Source organism: Synechococcus sp. KORDI-100 (genome assembly GCF_000737535.1).
GTDB lineage: Bacteria > Cyanobacteriota > Cyanobacteriia > PCC-6307 > Cyanobiaceae > Parasynechococcus.
The window spans coordinates 631080-647134 of sequence record NZ_CP006269.1 but is presented as its reverse complement, the minus strand read 5'-3'; the positions used below and the strand labels follow the sequence as shown (position 1 = coordinate 647134).

The window sequence follows — 16055 nt, the reverse complement described above, 5'->3', positions numbered from 1 at the left end:
CCACACCGCTGGCATCGGTGCTGCGCAGCATCGGCCGTCCCGAACGGCCTCGCCACCACACCACGACCACCAGGAGAACAGCGGCGCCTGGGAGGAGAACGTTCTGCATCTGGGTTGAACTTTTATGTCGCCGATCCGGCTGAGGAGAAGCCGTCAGATCAGTGATCCCTACAGTACCGGCGAAGCTTTTGGCCTCGACATGACTGGAGATTTCGCCGCTGCATGGCTGCCCGCGATTTTCGTCCCCATCACCGGAATCGTTTTCCCCGCAGTGTTCATCGTCCTCGTCGGTCGAGTGATCACCGCTGCCGAGTGACCGCAGGCTGCGGATCGCCATTAACCATCAGCACTTCACGACAATGACTGTCACTCCCGTGTCCGACCCCTGCGTCGGCAATCTCGCCACCCCGGTGAACAGCGGTTACTTCATCAAGGGTCTGATCAACAATCTGCCTTTCTACCGCCAGGGCATTTCACCGAATTTCCGCGGTCTCGAAACCGGTGCGGCCTTCGGCTACCTGCTCTTCGGACCGTTCACCATCTGCGGGCCGCTGCGCAACACTGATTACCAGCAGACCGCGGGTCTTCTGGCAGCCATCGGTGCGGTTCACATCCTCACACTGCTGTTCCTGCTGTACAACCAGCCCGGCAAGCAGCCCAACATCCCGCCTGCTGATGCCACCGTTGGCAACCCACCTGCCGACCTGTTCACCCGCACCGGCTGGGCTGATTTCACCAGTGGTTTCTGGCTCGGCGGCTGTGGCGGAGCCGTGTTCGCCTGGTTCCTCTGCAGCACTGTGCACGTCCAGGATCTGTTCAAGATCGCCTCAGGCGTCTGGAGTGTCGGCTGAGACCGAGACAGCCCTGCCTTACTGACATCAAGGCTGAAGCAGAACCCCTGGGTGACGTCAAACGTCACCCAGGGGTTTTTCGTTGCCAGGATTCAGCTGCCAGCTGCGTGCCTCGGTGCGGTCGCTTTCCCAACCGTTTCTGCGCAGACCGGTGCTCACCATCGTCTGCAGCCTGCTGATCCTGCTGGCGGGCTTCACAGCCATGCTGGGACTTGGACTGGAGGACATGCCCCAGCTCGCCCCAACACGGGTGAACGTGAGAGCCACCTTTCCGGCTGCCTCTCCCGAGGTCGTGGAACAGAGCGTCACAGCCGTGCTGGAACGGCAGCTGAACGGGTTGGAGGGCGTCGAGAGCATCACCTCAAGCAGCCGTCAGGGTGGCGCCAGCGTGAGCCTGCGGTTCAGCGAGGGAGACCCTGAACTGAATGCGATCAAGGTTCAGAACGAAGTGAATCTGGCGACCCGACGCCTGCCCCAGTCGGTCTCGCGCCAGGGGCTGCAGGTCAGCCGCTCCTCCGACGACCTGCTGATGATCCTCGGTTTCAGCCATGACCAGGGGCTCTACAACGCGACCTATCTGCGCGGCTGGATCGATCAGACCGTGCGCAATGCCTTGCTCACGATTCCAGGCGTTGGAAGGGTCTTCATTTTCGGAGGAGACGACCTGGCCTTCCGCCTCTGGCTGGATGCCGACCGCCTGGAAGAGGCGAATCTGACGATCAACAACGTCACCCAGGCCCTGGCCGAACAAAACGTGCTCGCCGCAATCGGCAACCTGGGAGCCTCCCCCGCACCTGAGGGGCAGCTGATCAGCTTGCCCGTCGATGCCGAGGGGCGACTGCGGAGTGTGAACGACCTGGAAAACCTCGTGGTGAAAAGCCTCGGAGACGGCGGGACGCTGCGACTGCGGGACATCGGCAGGGTTGAGCTGGGCCAGAGCCGCTACGGCAGCGCAGCCATCAATCTGCAGGGGCAACGCTCCATGGGCATTGGCATCTACCAACGGGACGGCGCCAATGCCATTGAGGTCAGCCGGAGGGTGATGGCCCTGCTGAAGGAACGCGAAGCCAGCTACCCACCTGGCGTGGAGATGCAGGTGATCACGGATGTGGCCGACACGGTGCGCGACAACCTGACGCTCACCTTCTCGGCTTTGCGGGATGCGGTGCTGCTTGTGCTGATGGTGCTGCTGCTGTTTCTGGGGCGCTGGCGCCTCGCCATGATTCCCGGCATCGCCGTGCCGGTCGCCCTGGTGGGCAGCCTGATGGTGGTGCGCCTCAGCGGATCGGAGCTGAACACCCTAATCCTCTTCGGCCTGGTGCTGGCCACGGGAATCGTGGTGGACGACGCCATCGTGGTGAGCGAAGACATCTCCGGACGCATCGAGCGTGGAGATGAACCCCAGCAAGCCGCGGAAGATGCGATGGCGGAGCTGGCCGGTGCCGTGGTGGCCACCTCGCTTGTGCTGGCGGCCGTGTTCCTGCCGGTGCTGTTGATACCAGGCTCGATCGGGCGCCTGTATCGACCGATTGCCCTGGCGATCAGCGGGGCCATCCTGTTCTCGACGCTGAATGCCCTGAGCTTCACCCCGATGTCCTGCGCCAGGGTGCTGAAACGGGGCAGCGGTCGTCTGCCCGGCGTGCTGCGTCGGGTCTCCAGTGCACTGCGCCGCGGCATGGGAGCACTGCAGCAGCGTTACGCGATGCTGCTGGAGCGCTGGCTCCATCGCAGTCGATGGGTGGCCGTGCTGCTGGTGACAGGACTGCTGTTGACCGGAATCGGGCTTGTCAGCATGCCGACGGCCTTCATCCCCAACGAAGATCAAGGCCAGATCCGGGGCTATTTCAGCCTGCCGGAGGGCGCCAGCCTGGAACGCACCAGCCGGGTGATGGAGCAGATCCGCGCCGTGATTGCCAGGGAACCTCTGATCCGGACCGGAAATTTCTATGCCGGCTTCTCCTTCGGCCAGAGCGGTGAAGACAAGGGCGCCTTTTTTCTCAGGCTCCAGCCCAAACGGGAACGTCCCGGCCAGGACCAGAGCAGTGAAGCTGTCAAACGACGGCTGAGTTCAGCGCTTCGCTCCAACATCGACAACGCCAGGGTGGTGGTGACAACACCCCCCACGGTGCAGGGTTTCAGCAGCGAATCGGCTCTCTCGATGGAGCTGCTCGACCGAAGTGGTGGACGGCTCAGTCTCCAGGACTTCGAATCCGTGGTCCAACGCTTCATCAGCACGGCGGAACAGAGCGAAGCCTTCGAACGGGTCAGCACCCGATTCGATGCCAGTTCGCCACGCTGGCGACTGGAACTGGATCGTGAGCTCATGGCCGCTCTCGATCTGGATGTGGCCAGCACCCTTCAGAACATCGGCACCGCCATCGGTGGCCGTTATGTCGATGACACCTACGAAGGCGGAGAGATCCGACGGATCTACGTGCAGCTTGACGGCGGCGAACGGGCAGGTCCTCAGGACCTAACCGGGTTGAAGGTACGCACTCGCAACGGCGATCTGGTGTCTGTGGCGTCTGTGGCCACCCTGACGCGGGAGGAGGGAGCCAACAGCATCCCCCATTACAACCTCAACCGCTCAATCTCCGTCACAGCTGTCCCCAACAGTGGTGTGAGCTCGGGTCAGGCCATTGAGCTACTGGAGCAGGCCGGCGACACGGTGGGGGGTAACAACATCAGCCTGACCTTCACCGGACTGGCCCAGGAGGAACGTCAGGCTGCGGATGTGACCTGGATCCTGTTCAGCCTCGGGGTGGTGGTGATCTATCTGCTGCTGGCCGGTCTCTACGAGAGTTTCATCGACCCACTGATCATCCTGCTGACGGTGCCGATCGCGTTGATGGGCGCCTTGATCGGCCTGAAGCTGCGTGGTTTGCCGCTGGATGTCTACGGCCAGATGGGTCTTCTGGTTCTAGTGAGCCTCGCGGCGAAAAACGGCATCCTGATCGTGGAATTTGCCAATCAGCGATTGGCCGCTGGATTGGAGCTACGCGAAGCCATCCATGGTGCAGCGGTGAGCCGGATGCGACCGATCCTGCTGACGGCCATCACCTCGCTCTCCGGTTTCCTGCCCTTTTTACTGGCTACCGGGACGGGCTCTGCCAAACAGATCAGCATTGGCACGGTGGTGTTCAGCGGCCTGCTGGTGTCGTCGTTGCTGTCCTTGTTTGTGGTACCCGCCGTGTATCTGATCCTGAAGCGCTCGCGGAGGGCCACAGCTTGAGACGAGAACTGATCCTCCATGCAGGCACGCACAAAACGGCGTCCACCTATATCCAGGCCCGGCTGAAACGGAATCGCGATCGCCTGTCAGCCCATGGAATCGTCTACGCCTTCCCTGAGGGAGACACCACCTTTAAACGGCTCAGCAAGGCGATCGGCAATCGCGATTGGTCGGTCTGGCATGACTACCTGAGACAGACGATCCAACCTGACCACCACCTGCTGATCAGTGCTGAGCAGCTTGGATCGCGACTCACGGAGCGTCGTGTGATCGCACGCCTCGGCCGAATCGCACGACTGCATGGACTGCAATTACGCGTGGTGATCTTCATCCGCTCGCAGCTGGATTACATCAACTCCCGCTACGCCTACTCCCTCAAGCGCTTTTATCACACCGAACCCTTCGAGAGCTTTGTCAGCGCCGCCCTGCAGGGGAGACTGCCCTCCTCTGAAGCCTTTTCAGGTGAGCATCGGCAACGCCAGGACGTCTTTGATTTCTGGAACTACTTCCGCCACCTGCGTCGCGCCCGCCGCAAGGGGCTGTCGGTCAACTTCATCCCTTTCCGGCAGACCGTGTCCGACCCCTTTGATCAGCTGTTGTTGGAACTCGGCCTATCGCCAAGCAGCGGTTGGACAAGCAGCCCGGAACGATCAAAAAACCGCAGTCCTGGAATCCGCGGCATTCACCTGGCTCGGGAGCTGGGTCTGCGTCTGCAACAGGCAGGCATTGCAGCCCGGCGCATTCAAAACTCCTCCTCGGTGATCACAAAGGAAGAAGCATTCCGTGGCTGGGATGATCCGCCGTACTGGGGGTTCACACCCGAACTAGCGATGTTGGTAAGGAGTCATTTCAAGCGCAACAACCAGCGCTTTGCCCGTGAGATCTGGGGGCGTGCCTGGCACAAGGTCTATCAGCAGGATGCAGCTCTGCTGAACCGGGAGCGATGCGAATACAAGCCAGGCAGGCGCGAACAGGAGCGCATGATGCGCATCGCCGATCACCTGTTCAACAGACTTCGTCGACGGCTCCAGCCAAGACCACTGCATGGCTGGCGTGAACCACTGGAGCGGCTCAGCTTCAACCTGATTGACACGATCTCGTTTCGATCAAGACACCTGAGAGTGTTGAGATCACGCCGGGCCTGATCCAGGCATGGCATCAAAACTGGTGATTGGTGCCTGGGTCAGCCCAGAAGACCTTCAGGGTGAGGATTGATGTGGAGAATTTGATGCCACCCTCTTTGTTGGCTCGCTGATAGGTGATGTTCTGCTTGCGGGCGGGGAACTCAAATTCCAACGGTGAGCGATTGCCCGGGTAGAGAATCACGTAGGCATTGCCCTGGTACTGACTGAACTGGCAACGGGCAGCTTGCTGGGTCTTTTTGATCACCGGCGACTTGATCTGGAGATGACAGAACACCTGCCGCGTCTCGGAATGGGCCGAGGACGCCAACGTGGAAGAGGTGAGCAGCAAAGCAACGTAGATCCAGATCGAGGAGCGACGCATCAAAAGCAAGGGTCAACGCTTCATCGATAGCGACTGGGGCCTCAGGCCACCAGCTTCTGCAGCACCTGCTGATGCGACGCCAGCAAGGATCCACTGTCGTTGTAGTGACGGATCAATCGTTCCAAATGCTTCGGGGAGGCCAGCCACCATGCCTCAACGCTGAAACCAGAACGCTGCGTCACCGGAGAGGGGGCGATGAAACCACCACCATCGGGAAGGCAACGCAGCGTGGTGAGATCAGAGAGCGTGAGCCGCAGTGAGCAGGCCGACTCCTGCATGTCCGAAGTCCCGCTCTCTGCCGTGATCACAGCTTCGTGCCCCTGCCAACACCCTGTCAGCAATTCGGGCTGGAGAGGAGGAAGCTGACCAGCCTGGCTGCCAGCACGCATTTCGCTGATCAGCACCGGATGGTCGAAGCGTCCCGAGCCATCCCAGAGCAACACCTGGCGATGACGCCGATCGCCGAGCAGGAAGCAGAACTCGGCGTAGAACCGGATGAAGGGAGCCAGCTGAAGGGATCCGCGGCAGAAGCTTCCCGTCGGGAAAAAGGTGAGCTGCTGATCCGGCTGATAGAAGCTCTGACGGATCTGCTTGACCGGTTCACCGCCATAGGGATTCTCAGCTGGCGAAGGATTGTCAGGCCAGAACAGCAGGCTGAGGTTGACCGGAACACCCGATGCTGCTGGCTCAAGCGTGAGGATCGAGGGTTGACGCCGTTTGAGCTGAAGCCCGCTGTCGTAGGTGTTGAAGCTGCCATACCATTCGCCGACGTTTCGCAGCAAAAGCGTCCATTGATCCAGCATCCACCCATCGCAACGCCGGAACGCTAGGCAGCGGAACCGCCAACGGAGCTGATCCAGAAATCAACGTTTTTCAGGTCGCAACTGGCAAAACATGCTGAAACGTCGCAGCCTTTGCTAGAGAAGGGATTGTCATATTGACTACGCATTCATGGGCTACCACGGCTACGTCCCCGATGAAGTCACAGATGGCTTGGACAACGTGAAAGACGAACTGAATGAAGGTAAAGACAATGTCTAAGACGAACTGAATGACGGCAAAGACACCGTCACCGACGCTCTCGATGACGGCAAAGACAAACTTGATAACGTGATTGATATCGATGTCGATGACTATATTCCCAGCAACATCCAGAAGAAACTAGGCGACGGCGCAGAAACCATCGCGAGAATGATGAGGGATGGCTATGACAATCTCGATGTCAAAGGCAATTACATCTATCCCTGGACCGACAAAGTCCTTGACTATGCAGACTTCAATGTTGTTGTTCCAAGGACAAACCAAAAAACTGTCAAAGGGACAAAAAAAGATGACCTGATGAGTGGCCACTGGGAAAGCCACGTCTACGTGGGTGGCAATGGCAATGACAGAATCTTCACCTGGTACGGGAAAGACACGTTAAAAGGAGAAGGTGGTAGCGATCACCTCTATGTTGATGGAGACGACTGCACGATGATCGGCGGCAGCGGCAAAGATTATTTCTATCTTGATGACGGCGGCACTGCTCTGATCAAGGACTATGAGAAAAAAGATGTGATCCGGGTTGATGGATACGGCAAAGGCAACATCAAGGTCATTAATAAAAAGGGTGATTCATTGATCAAAGCCGGCAAGCACACACTCGCCAAAGTTGTCGACACGAAGCTCAGCAAGAAAGACCTTCAGTACCACGGAGGATCAAAGAATTACGATCTCGACGAGCCATTTACCGTTGAAGATGACCATGACCATGACCATGACCACTCCGGCCATGATCATCGTTCCATCGACCCGGCTGACAGCGGCTCGCTGACGGACGTGCTTCTCGGCGCCGTCTGAACGCTCTGCCGAATCACCCTTATCTCTTTCTAGAGCCCCCTTCAAAGGGGGCTTTTTCATGGGCGTTCATGCGCGCAACGTTCTCTCACCAAACTGACTGTCCTTCAACCGAGCTGATTTCATCGACTGAACAGTTCGTCGTCTGAACTGATCGTCGTCTGAACTGTCCTGAGACAAGTCTGCCTTTCACGGCTCAACCAGATACAACCTGAGAATCGAACAATAAAAAACCTCGCCCGTTTGTCGGGCGAGGTGGTTAACGAAGAACGACTTGGGAGTGAACCGTTGATCCACTTCTGAATCAACGGTTCAGAGATGCATCAACCGAACTTGCCTGATGTGGATGCGATCAGGAAGGCCGCATAGGTGAGGACGTAACCCACAGAGAAGTGGGCCAGACCAACCACACGAGCCTGAACAATCGACAGAGCCACAGGCTTATCGCGCCAGCCCATCATGTTGGCGATGGGGCTGCGCTGGTGAGCCCAGACAATGGTCTCGATCAGTTCCTGCCAGTAACCCCGCCAGGAGATCAGGAACATGAAACCGGTAGCCCACACCAGGTGGCCGAACAGGAACATCCAGGCCCAGACGGCCAGGTTGTTGCTGCCGAACGGGTTGTAGCCGTTGATCAGCTGGGAGGAGTTGAGCCAGAGGTAATCGCGGAACCAGCCCATTAGATAGGTGCTGGATTCGTTGAACTGAGCCACGTTGCCGGACCAGATCGCCAGATGCTTCCAGTGCCAGTAGAAGGTGACCCAACCCACGGTGTTCAGAGCCCAGAAGACAGCCAGATAGAAGGCGTCCCAGGCCGAGATGTCGCAGGTACCGCCACGGCCGGGGCCGTCGCAGGGGAAAGAGTATCCAAAGTCCTTCTTGTCGGGCATCAGCTTGGAGCCACGGGCATCCAGCGCACCCTTCACAAGGATCAGGGTGGTGGTGTGCAGACCCAGCGCAATGGCGTGGTGCACCAGGAAGTCTCCAGGGCCGATCGGCAGGAAGACATCGGTGTTGCCGTTGATGGCATCCAGCCAGTAGTGCTCACCAGGGATGTTTTGGGAGGCCAGGCTGGCGGAGCTTTGTGCGTTGGAGAGCAGCACATCGAAGCCGTAGATCGCCTTGCCGGAAGCGGCTTGGACAAACTGGGCGAAGACGGGCTCAACCAGGATCTGCTTCTCAGGCGTTCCGAAGGCCACGACCACGTCGTTGTGAACGTAAAGGCCGAGGGTGTGGAAGCCGAGGAACAGTGACACCCAGCTCAGGTGGCTGATGATCGCTTCCTTGTGCTCGAGCATCCTGGCCAGGACGTTGTCCTTGTTGGCTTCGGGGTCGTAGTCACGGATGAAGAAGATCGCACCGTGGGCGAAGGCACCGCACATCAGCGCAATGGCGATGTACTGGTGGTGGGTATACAGAGCGGCCTGGGTTGTGTAGTCCTTCGCGATGAAGGCATACGACGGCATCGAATACATGTGCTGCGCCACCAGGCTGGTGACCACGCCCAGGGAGGCGAGAGCCAGGCCGAGCTGAAAGTGCAGACTGTTGTTGATCGTGTCGTACAGACCCTTGTGGCCAGCGCCCAGATCCCCGGGGGTTCCCTTGGGCGGGTTGTGGGCTTCGAGAATCTCGCGGATCGAGTGGCCGATGCCGAAGTTGGTCCGGTACATGTGGCCGGCGATCACGAAGATGCAACCGATGGCCAAATGGTGGTGGGCAATGTCGGTAAGCCAGAGCGCTTCACTTTGGGGATGGAATCCACCAAGGAAGGTGAGGATCGCGGTACCAGCGCCTTCGGAACTGCCGAACACCTGATTCAGGGAATCCGGGTTCTCGGCGTACACACCCCAGTTGCCGGTGAAGAAGGGCCCCAGACCGGCGGGGTGGGGAAGCACATTGATGAAGTTGTCCCAACCGACGTGCTGACCGCGGGCTTCGGGGATCGCCACGTGAACCAGGTGACCGGCCCAGGCGATGGAGCTGAAGCCGAACAAAACGGCAAGGTGGTGGTTCAGGCGTGATTCAGCGTTTTTAAACCAGGCCAGAGAAGGACGGAACTTGGGCTGCAGATGCAGCCAGCCGGCGAACAGAGCCCAGGCCGACAGGATCATCATGAAGATGGAACCCTGGTACAGCTCGGCGTTGGTGCGCATGCCGATCGTGTACCACCAGTGGTACAGACCGGAGAACGCGATGTTCACCGGGGAGGAAGCACCCGCCTGGGTGAAGGCGTCAATGGCGCCTTGACCGAAGTGGGGATCCCAGATTGCGTGAGCGATGGGCTTCACATGCAGGGGGTCGGCAACCCACTGCTCGAAGTTGCCCTGCCAGGCGATGTGGAACAGGTTTCCCGAAACCCACAGGCCGATGATCGCGAGGTGTCCGAAATGGGTGGAGAAGAGCTTCTGATAAAGACGCTCTTCCGTCATTCCGTCATGGCTCTCGAAGTCGTGAGCCGTGGCGATCCCGTACCAGATGCGGCGGGTTGTCGGGTCCTGAGCCAGACCCTGGCTGAACGAAGGAAATTTCGTTGCCATTAGAGGGAAAGGTCAGTGAGGTCAGCCGACCACAAGAATGTGGGCGTGGAAGAAGGCCCACGTGGTCGCAATTCCGCCCAGTAAGTAGTGGGCAACACCCACGGCACGGCCCTGGATGATGGAAAGCGCACGGGGCTGGATGGCAGGAGCCACCTTCAGCTTGTTGTGAGCCCAGACGATGGACTCGATCAGCTCCTGCCAGTAGCCGCGGCCGCTGAACAGGAACATCAGGCTGAATGCCCAGATGAAGTGGGCACCGAGAAACATCAGGCCATAGGCACTGGTGTTGGAGCCGTAGCTGTTGATCACCTGGACGGCCTGGGCCCACAGGTAGTCACGCAGCCAGCCATTGATGGTGATGGCGCTCTGGGCAAAGTTGCCATTGGTGATGTGCGCGACGGAACCGTCGGCATTCACCGTCCCCCAGATGTCGCTCTGCATCTTCCAGCTGAAGTGGAAGATCACGATCGACAGGGAGTTGTACATCCAGAACAGTCCCAGGAACACGTGGTCCCAGGCAGACACCTGGCAGGTACCGCCACGGCCAGGGCCGTCGCAGGAGAACCGGAAGCCCAGGTTGGCTTTGTCTGGGATCAGGCGGGAGCTGCGGGCGTAGAGCACACCCTTCAGCAGGATCAGCACCGTCACGTGAATCGTGAAGGCGTGGATGTGGTGCACCATGAAGTCGGCGGTGCCGAGAGGCATGGGTGCAGCTGCCACCTTGCCGCCAACGGCGACAACCGAGCCGTTGAACACTTCGCTCACGCCGGCAAGAGCGTTTGGAGCGGTGCTGCCGGCTGCCGCAGCATGTGCGTTCTGGATCCACTGGGCGAAAATCGGTTGGATTGAAATCGCCGAATCGCTGAACATGTCCTGGGGACGGCCCAGGGCACGCATCGTGTCGTTGTGGATGTAAAGGCCGAAGCTATGGGCTCCGAGCCAGATGCAAACCCAGTTGAGGTGACTGATGATGGCGTCGCGGGCCTTGAGCACCCGATCAAGCACGTTGTCGATGTGCTTGGCGGGGTCGTAGTCGCGAACCATGGCGATAGCCGCATGTGCAGCGCCACCAACGATCAGGAATCCACCGATCCATATGTGGTGGGTGAAGAGACCAATCTGGGTTGGATAGTCAATGGCCATATACGCGTAGGGAGGCATCGCGTACATGTGCTGGGCCACGATGATGCTCAACGAGCCGAGCATCGCCAGATTGAGGCCAAGCTGGGCGTGCCAGGAGGTCGTCAGGAATTCATAGAGACCGTCGTGACCATTGGGAGCCGGGAATAGCAGGGGATCACCCTTCTGCCCTTCGTGAATCTCCTTGATCGAGTGACCGATTCCCCAGTTCGTCCGGTACATGTGCCCGGCGACTATGAACAAAACGGCGATCGCCACATGGTGATGGGCGATGTCGGTCATCCAGAGACTGCCGGTGACAGGGTTCAAACCACCCTTGAAGGTGAGGAAGTCGCTGTATGCAGCCCAGTTACCAGAGAAGAAAGCTCCAATCCCGGCACCAAATCCGGGGTAGAGCTGTGCAATCAGGTCCTGATTGAAGAACTCGTGCGGCAGGGGGATGTCCGCCACTGTGGCGATGGTTTTGCCATCGAGCACCAGCGGCTGACCGGCGTCGATCGCATCCATCAGCTTGCTGACGGGAGCGGAGACATGGATGAGGTGACCTGCCCAGGACAGAGAACCAAGACCCAGCAGACCTGCCAAGTGGTGGTTCAGCATTGACTCAACGTTTTGGAACCACTCCAGCTTCGGCGCAGCCTTGTGGTAGTGGAATACACCGGCGTTGAGCATGAGGCCGGCCATCACCAGGGCACCGATGGCCAGAGCCATGAGCTGGGTTTCGCTGGTGATGCCCCATCCACGCCAGACGTGGAACAGGCCTGAGGTGATCTGAATGCCTTGGAAGCCGGCACCCATATCGCCATTAAGAATTTCCTGGCCGAAGATCGGCCACACCACCTGAGCACTGGGCTTCACGTGGGTGGGATCAGCAAGCCATCCGGAGTAGTTGGAGAAGCGGGCGCCATGGAAGAAAGCACCGCTCAACCAGATGAAAATGACGGCCAGATGGCCGAAGTGCGCGGAGAAGATCCGCCGAGAAACCTCCTGGAGGTCGCTCGTGTGAGCGTCAAAGTCGTGAGCGTTGGCGTGGAGGTTCCAAATCCATGAAGTGGTTTTGGGACCTTTGGCAAGGGATCGGTCGAAATGTCCGGGTTTACCGAACAATTCAAAGGTCGCTGGATTGTCGACCTTTTCAACCTGATTCTTCGCACTGCTCCCACGCTCTGGTGGGCTGATGGTCATCGAGTCGTTCCTCGAGGGGACGGGATCGAGGTGATGGGACACCCCTCCGACGGGCCTGAGCCCGACGGGGCCCCGACAGCTCACCACGAATGGCAGGACTGCCGGGCGCCAGCTCGAGAAGAGGTCAAGACCTCATCTGCAAGCTGGTGCTTGGGCCCCGAGAAGGGGACCACTCGTGAAATCATAGATGCGAGAGATGACGTTCTTGGCCTCACAGTTACAAAGGTTCAATCCCCTCCTGCGCCTGTCAGCGACTGGCGTCTGCAGAAGGTTCGCACTCAGCGGGAGGAAACAATCTTCAAATGCTGACTAATACAATTGCAGCGATTTTTTCTTCTTGAGTGTCAACAACTGACCGGCACAGCTGTCGCGATCAAAATGAATGGATTCTCCGATGCCCGATGGCACGACTCGCACTGAGGCATTGGCTCGGAAGCATGCTGGCGGCAGCCCTATTCCTGCTCGCTGTATCACCCGCCATCGCCTTGCCGGACTGGATTCCGCACAAGGCCAGCCAGCCTCAGCAGACCACTGCCAGATCTGGTTCTGGGCTTCAGGAAGTGGCACCTCCGGGCGGGGTTCAGGAACTGCGAAGATCCCTCGACAAACACCATCCCAGACTGCGACTTCTCTCTCCAGACGATGGCGCCGTGGTGAACGCGGAACCGTTGACTCTGGAGTTGGAGATTTCCGACTGGCCGTTGCTTCAGGACGACGATCTGGGCTTCGGGCCCCATGTGGTGGTGCAGATCGATGATCAGCCTCCCCGGCGACTGGCCGAGTCCGAGAACGGTTTGCTTCGGGTGTCCTTGGCTGAGCTGAACCCGGGCAGCCACCGCTTCAGTGCCTGGGCCGCCTACCCCTGGGGCGAAGCGGTGACGGCCCCTGGGGCGGCAATCTCCTGGACGCTGCACCGCTGGCAAGCTCTCGCTGGAACCCAACCGGGTCCGGACGCTCCCTGGCTGGTTCCCATTGTTCCGACGAGCTGGCGCAGCGGCCAACCGCTGCTGCTCAACTGGCTGATCTGGAATGCCCCACTCCAGAACCTGCGGGACGGCGACCAACGCTGGAAACTGCGTTTGAGCCTTGACGGCAACAGCGTGCTGGTTGACCAGCAGGAAGCAATCTGGCTGAAAGGCCCGAGTCACTCAGACGGTGTAACCGTGCAAATGGAGCTGCTTGATGGCCTTGGCGAACCGTTGTCCCCTGTGTTCAACAACCGCGTGTTTCACATTGGCAGCCGGTCCGGTGAACGGGCGGCATGGACCAGGAACCACCTGCGTGATCAGGATCTGACGATTCTGAGTGGAACACCACCAGCCAAGTCTCCCGTTCAACGTCCCGATCCAGAGCCGATGGCGGCCATGACGGATCAAGCCGAGCCGGCAGCAGACAGCACTGAACGCGTCGTTTCCTCAGCCTCTGAATCAGAGGGATCAGCTGTGGCAGATTCTGCGGAAACAGAGGCCGCAGAGACAACAACCCCGGACTCCGACCCCGTGATTGTTGACGTCAAGCAAGAGGACGCCGTCCCTGAAATCAGCTCCGAAGCCAACAGCAATGGCAAAACCAACAGCAATGCCGAACAGGATCCGAAGCCCTCGGTCGGACCTGAGACCGAATCCAGGCCCGACCTTCAGACAAGCGACCTCCCGGTGATGTCTGAGCAGGCTGGGCCGACGATCGATTCTCGTGCCGATCGGGAGCCGCTTCTGATTCCGCAATCCAGCCTGGGAGGATCAGCACGAGAATTCCTCGAGCTGAACTGAGCAGTATTCCAGTGCCCTCTCCTGGCAGACGTCTCGGTCTTGCCCTGTCATCGTCAGGCCAGACGCTGCTGCAGCGTCTCCACCAACGTGGACATCTCAACGAACTGGTTGAGCGCGGAGGTGACAGTTCCGCCTGGTTCAAGACCAACTGGCAACCAGGGATTGTCCTGATCGTGGTCGGGGCCGTCGGCGCTGTCACGCGACTGATCGCAGCGCAGATCCGCGGCAAACAGCATGATCCAGCCGTGCTTGTGCTGGATCCGCAGGGTCGCTGGTGCATTCCTTTGCTGGGCGGTCACAGCGGCGGCGCGGAGCAGTTGGCACGGGAGATCGCAACCGACCTCGGTGGTGCGGCCGTGCTGACGGGCGCCTGCTCCAGCGAACGGCGGTTACCCCTGGACTGCCTTGGCGAACGCTGGGGGTGGCGGCGGGGTGGCCGTGTCGAAGCCTGGCGCGACCTGATGCAGGCACAGGCACGGGGAGAACAGGCCGCATTCAGCCAAAGGAGTGGCAACCGGACATGGCATCAGGGCTGCGATCAAGCACTGCTTTGCGACACAACGCTGCCCTCAACCACCGACTCAGCCGTTCAGCTCAGCATTGGTCCTCAGTCGGCGGCGCCCTGTCGCTGGCATCCCGCCAGCCTCTGGGTTGGGGTGGGGTGTGAGCGCCGAACGAGCCGCAACCTGGTGGAACGCGCCATCGAAGAAAGCCTCAGGGACGCCGGCCTTGCCCAGGACGCGGTTGCAGGGCTGGCCAGCGCCGATCGAAAAAAGGACGAAGCAGCCCTGCTTCAGATCTGCAGGGATCAAGCCTGGCCGATGCGGACGTTCGGCTCTGAACAACTGAACAACGTGTCTGTCCCGAACCCTTCTCAACAGGTTTTCGCCGAGATGGGAACCGCCTCCGTTGCAGAAGCTGCTGCCCTGCTGGCTGCTGGCAATGGCAGCCAGCTGCACCAGACCAAACGCATCTTTCACGCCGAGGGGGAGGAACGGGGAGCCGTCACGGTGGCCATTGCCGAAGCAAAGGTTCCATTCGCCCCCCAGCGGGGCGAACTGCACCTGATCGGGAGTGGACCAGGCGATCCATCTCTCCTGAGCTTCGATGCTCGTCAGGCACTGGAGCGGTGCGTCGCCTGGGTGGGCTACAGCCTTTATCTCGACCTCCTGGAGCCGTTGCGAAGCCGGGAACAAATCCGTCTCGAGGGCCAGCTCACGCGTGAATGGGATCGCTGCGCAGAAGCCCTGGCCTTGGCCCAGCAGGGAGCACGGGTGGCACTGATCTCATCCGGAGACAGTGGCATCTACGGAATGGCTGGATTGGCGATGGAATTGTGGTTGCAACAGCCTCCCGATCAGAGACCAAGTTTCACAGTGCATCCAGGCATCTCCGCCCTGCAGCTGGCGGCAGCCAGGGCCGGGGCGCCACTGATGCATGACTTCTGCACCATCAGCCTCAGCGATCGCCTGACGCCCTGGAGCGTGATTGAACAACGACTCCAGGCTGCAGCCGCGGGAGATTTTGTCGTTGCGCTCTACAACCCCCGCTCCAGGGACCGTGACTGGCAATTGGGCCGCGCCCGGGAGCTGTTGCTCGAACAACGATCGGAGTCGACGCCCGTGGTCCTGGCTCGGCAACTCGGGCGTCATAACGAACAGATCAAGCACACCAGCCTCAGGGATCTGCAACCCAGCAGCGTGGACATGCTGACCGTGATCCTGATCGGCAACAGCAGCACTTATTCAACAGATGGACACATGGTGACCCCTAGGGGATATCCAGGCGCGACGCTGAACTAACCGAAACGCTCCATCGATAACCCGAAACACCAACAACACAGAACAGAGATCAGAACAACAGGCCCCCGTCATCATTCCGCCCGGGGACAAGTCAAAGACGTCAGCTTTTGAGTAGCAATCATCACCCCAATCCGTAGAACTTCAACAACCAAATCTTGTTTGATCGAGCAATCTTGCATCATTATCCCCACAAAAAA

At 59.6% G+C, this 16055-nt stretch carries 11 protein-coding genes; 7 read left to right on the top strand and 4 right to left on the bottom strand.

Translation table 11 applies throughout. The features are described 5' to 3' along the window. Positions 1-199: 199 nt before the first annotated feature. From KR100_RS14745 to KR100_RS03015, 4 genes are all read left to right on the top strand, one after another. Positions 200-316, top strand: a complete 117-nt coding sequence (locus KR100_RS14745; protein WP_006851672.1) for a photosystem I reaction center subunit VIII — start codon at positions 200-202, stop codon at positions 314-316. 43 nt (positions 317-359) lie between these two features. Further along, positions 360-851, top strand: a complete 492-nt coding sequence (locus tag KR100_RS03025; protein WP_038543086.1) for a photosystem I reaction center protein subunit XI — start codon at positions 360-362, stop codon at positions 849-851. A 115-nt stretch (positions 852-966) separates the two neighbouring features. Continuing rightward, complete coding sequence (locus KR100_RS03020; RefSeq protein ID WP_038547768.1) at positions 967-4083, top strand: efflux RND transporter permease subunit; 3117 nt, start codon at positions 967-969, stop codon at positions 4081-4083. Then, positions 4080-5228, top strand: coding sequence for a hypothetical protein (locus tag KR100_RS03015; RefSeq protein ID WP_038543084.1), 1149 nt, complete (start codon positions 4080-4082; stop codon positions 5226-5228). The genes KR100_RS03020 and KR100_RS03015 overlap by 4 nt, the downstream gene beginning before the upstream one ends. Positions 5229-5241: 13 nt before the next feature. Here KR100_RS03015 and KR100_RS14340 read toward each other — a convergent pair whose 3' ends face one another. Beyond that, a complete protein-coding gene (locus tag KR100_RS14340) occupies positions 5242-5589 on the bottom strand; it encodes a hypothetical protein (protein ID WP_051847294.1) in 348 nt (115 codons plus the stop codon). Between the two features lie 41 nt (positions 5590-5630). Further along, complete coding sequence (locus KR100_RS03005; RefSeq protein ID WP_051847293.1) at positions 5631-6392, bottom strand: DUF3598 family protein; 762 nt, start codon at positions 6390-6392, stop codon at positions 5631-5633. A gap of 307 nt (positions 6393-6699) precedes the next feature. On the opposite strand from KR100_RS03005, the gene KR100_RS03000 reads away from it, so the two are divergent. After that, positions 6700-7428, top strand: coding sequence for a hypothetical protein (locus KR100_RS03000; protein ID WP_038543081.1), 729 nt, complete (start codon positions 6700-6702; stop codon positions 7426-7428). A 320-nt stretch (positions 7429-7748) separates the two neighbouring features. Here KR100_RS03000 and psaB read toward each other — a convergent pair whose 3' ends face one another. Next, positions 7749-9962 carry a photosystem I core protein PsaB gene (psaB, locus tag KR100_RS02995; protein ID WP_038543079.1) on the bottom strand — a complete coding sequence of 738 codons (2214 nt, stop codon included), beginning with the start codon at positions 9960-9962 and terminating at the stop codon, positions 7749-7751. A 21-nt stretch (positions 9963-9983) separates the two neighbouring features. Further along, the gene (gene psaA, locus KR100_RS02990; RefSeq protein WP_038543077.1) at positions 9984-12287 is read right to left on the bottom strand and encodes a photosystem I core protein PsaA; all 2304 of its coding nucleotides are present in this window, start codon (positions 12285-12287) and stop codon (positions 9984-9986) included. 401 nt (positions 12288-12688) lie between these two features. On the opposite strand from psaA, the gene KR100_RS02985 reads away from it, so the two are divergent. Beyond that, positions 12689-14056, top strand: coding sequence for a hypothetical protein (locus KR100_RS02985; protein WP_038543075.1), 1368 nt, complete (start codon positions 12689-12691; stop codon positions 14054-14056). Positions 14057-14223: 167 nt separating this feature from the next. Then, positions 14224-15858 (top strand): precorrin-3B C(17)-methyltransferase, encoded by a 1635-nt coding sequence (cobJ, locus tag KR100_RS02980; protein ID WP_369793833.1) that lies wholly within the window; start codon positions 14224-14226, stop codon positions 15856-15858. Positions 15859-16055 lie beyond the last annotated feature (197 nt).

Coding starts and splice junctions, on each gene's coding strand:
- KR100_RS14745 (WP_006851672.1), top strand. CDS start 200: ATGACTGGAGATTTCGCCGCTGCATGGCTGCCCGCGATTTTCGTCCCC.
- KR100_RS03025 (WP_038543086.1), top strand. CDS start 360: ATGACTGTCACTCCCGTGTCCGACCCCTGCGTCGGCAATCTCGCCACC.
- KR100_RS14340 (WP_051847294.1), bottom strand. CDS start 5,589: ATGCGTCGCTCCTCGATCTGGATCTACGTTGCTTTGCTGCTCACCTCT.
- KR100_RS03005 (WP_051847293.1), bottom strand. CDS start 6,392: ATGCTGGATCAATGGACGCTTTTGCTGCGAAACGTCGGCGAATGGTAT.
- psaB (WP_038543079.1), bottom strand. CDS start 9,962: ATGGCAACGAAATTTCCTTCGTTCAGCCAGGGTCTGGCTCAGGACCCG.
- psaA (WP_038543077.1), bottom strand. CDS start 12,287: ATGACCATCAGCCCACCAGAGCGTGGGAGCAGTGCGAAGAATCAGGTT.
- KR100_RS02985 (WP_038543075.1), top strand. CDS start 12,689: ATGGCACGACTCGCACTGAGGCATTGGCTCGGAAGCATGCTGGCGGCA.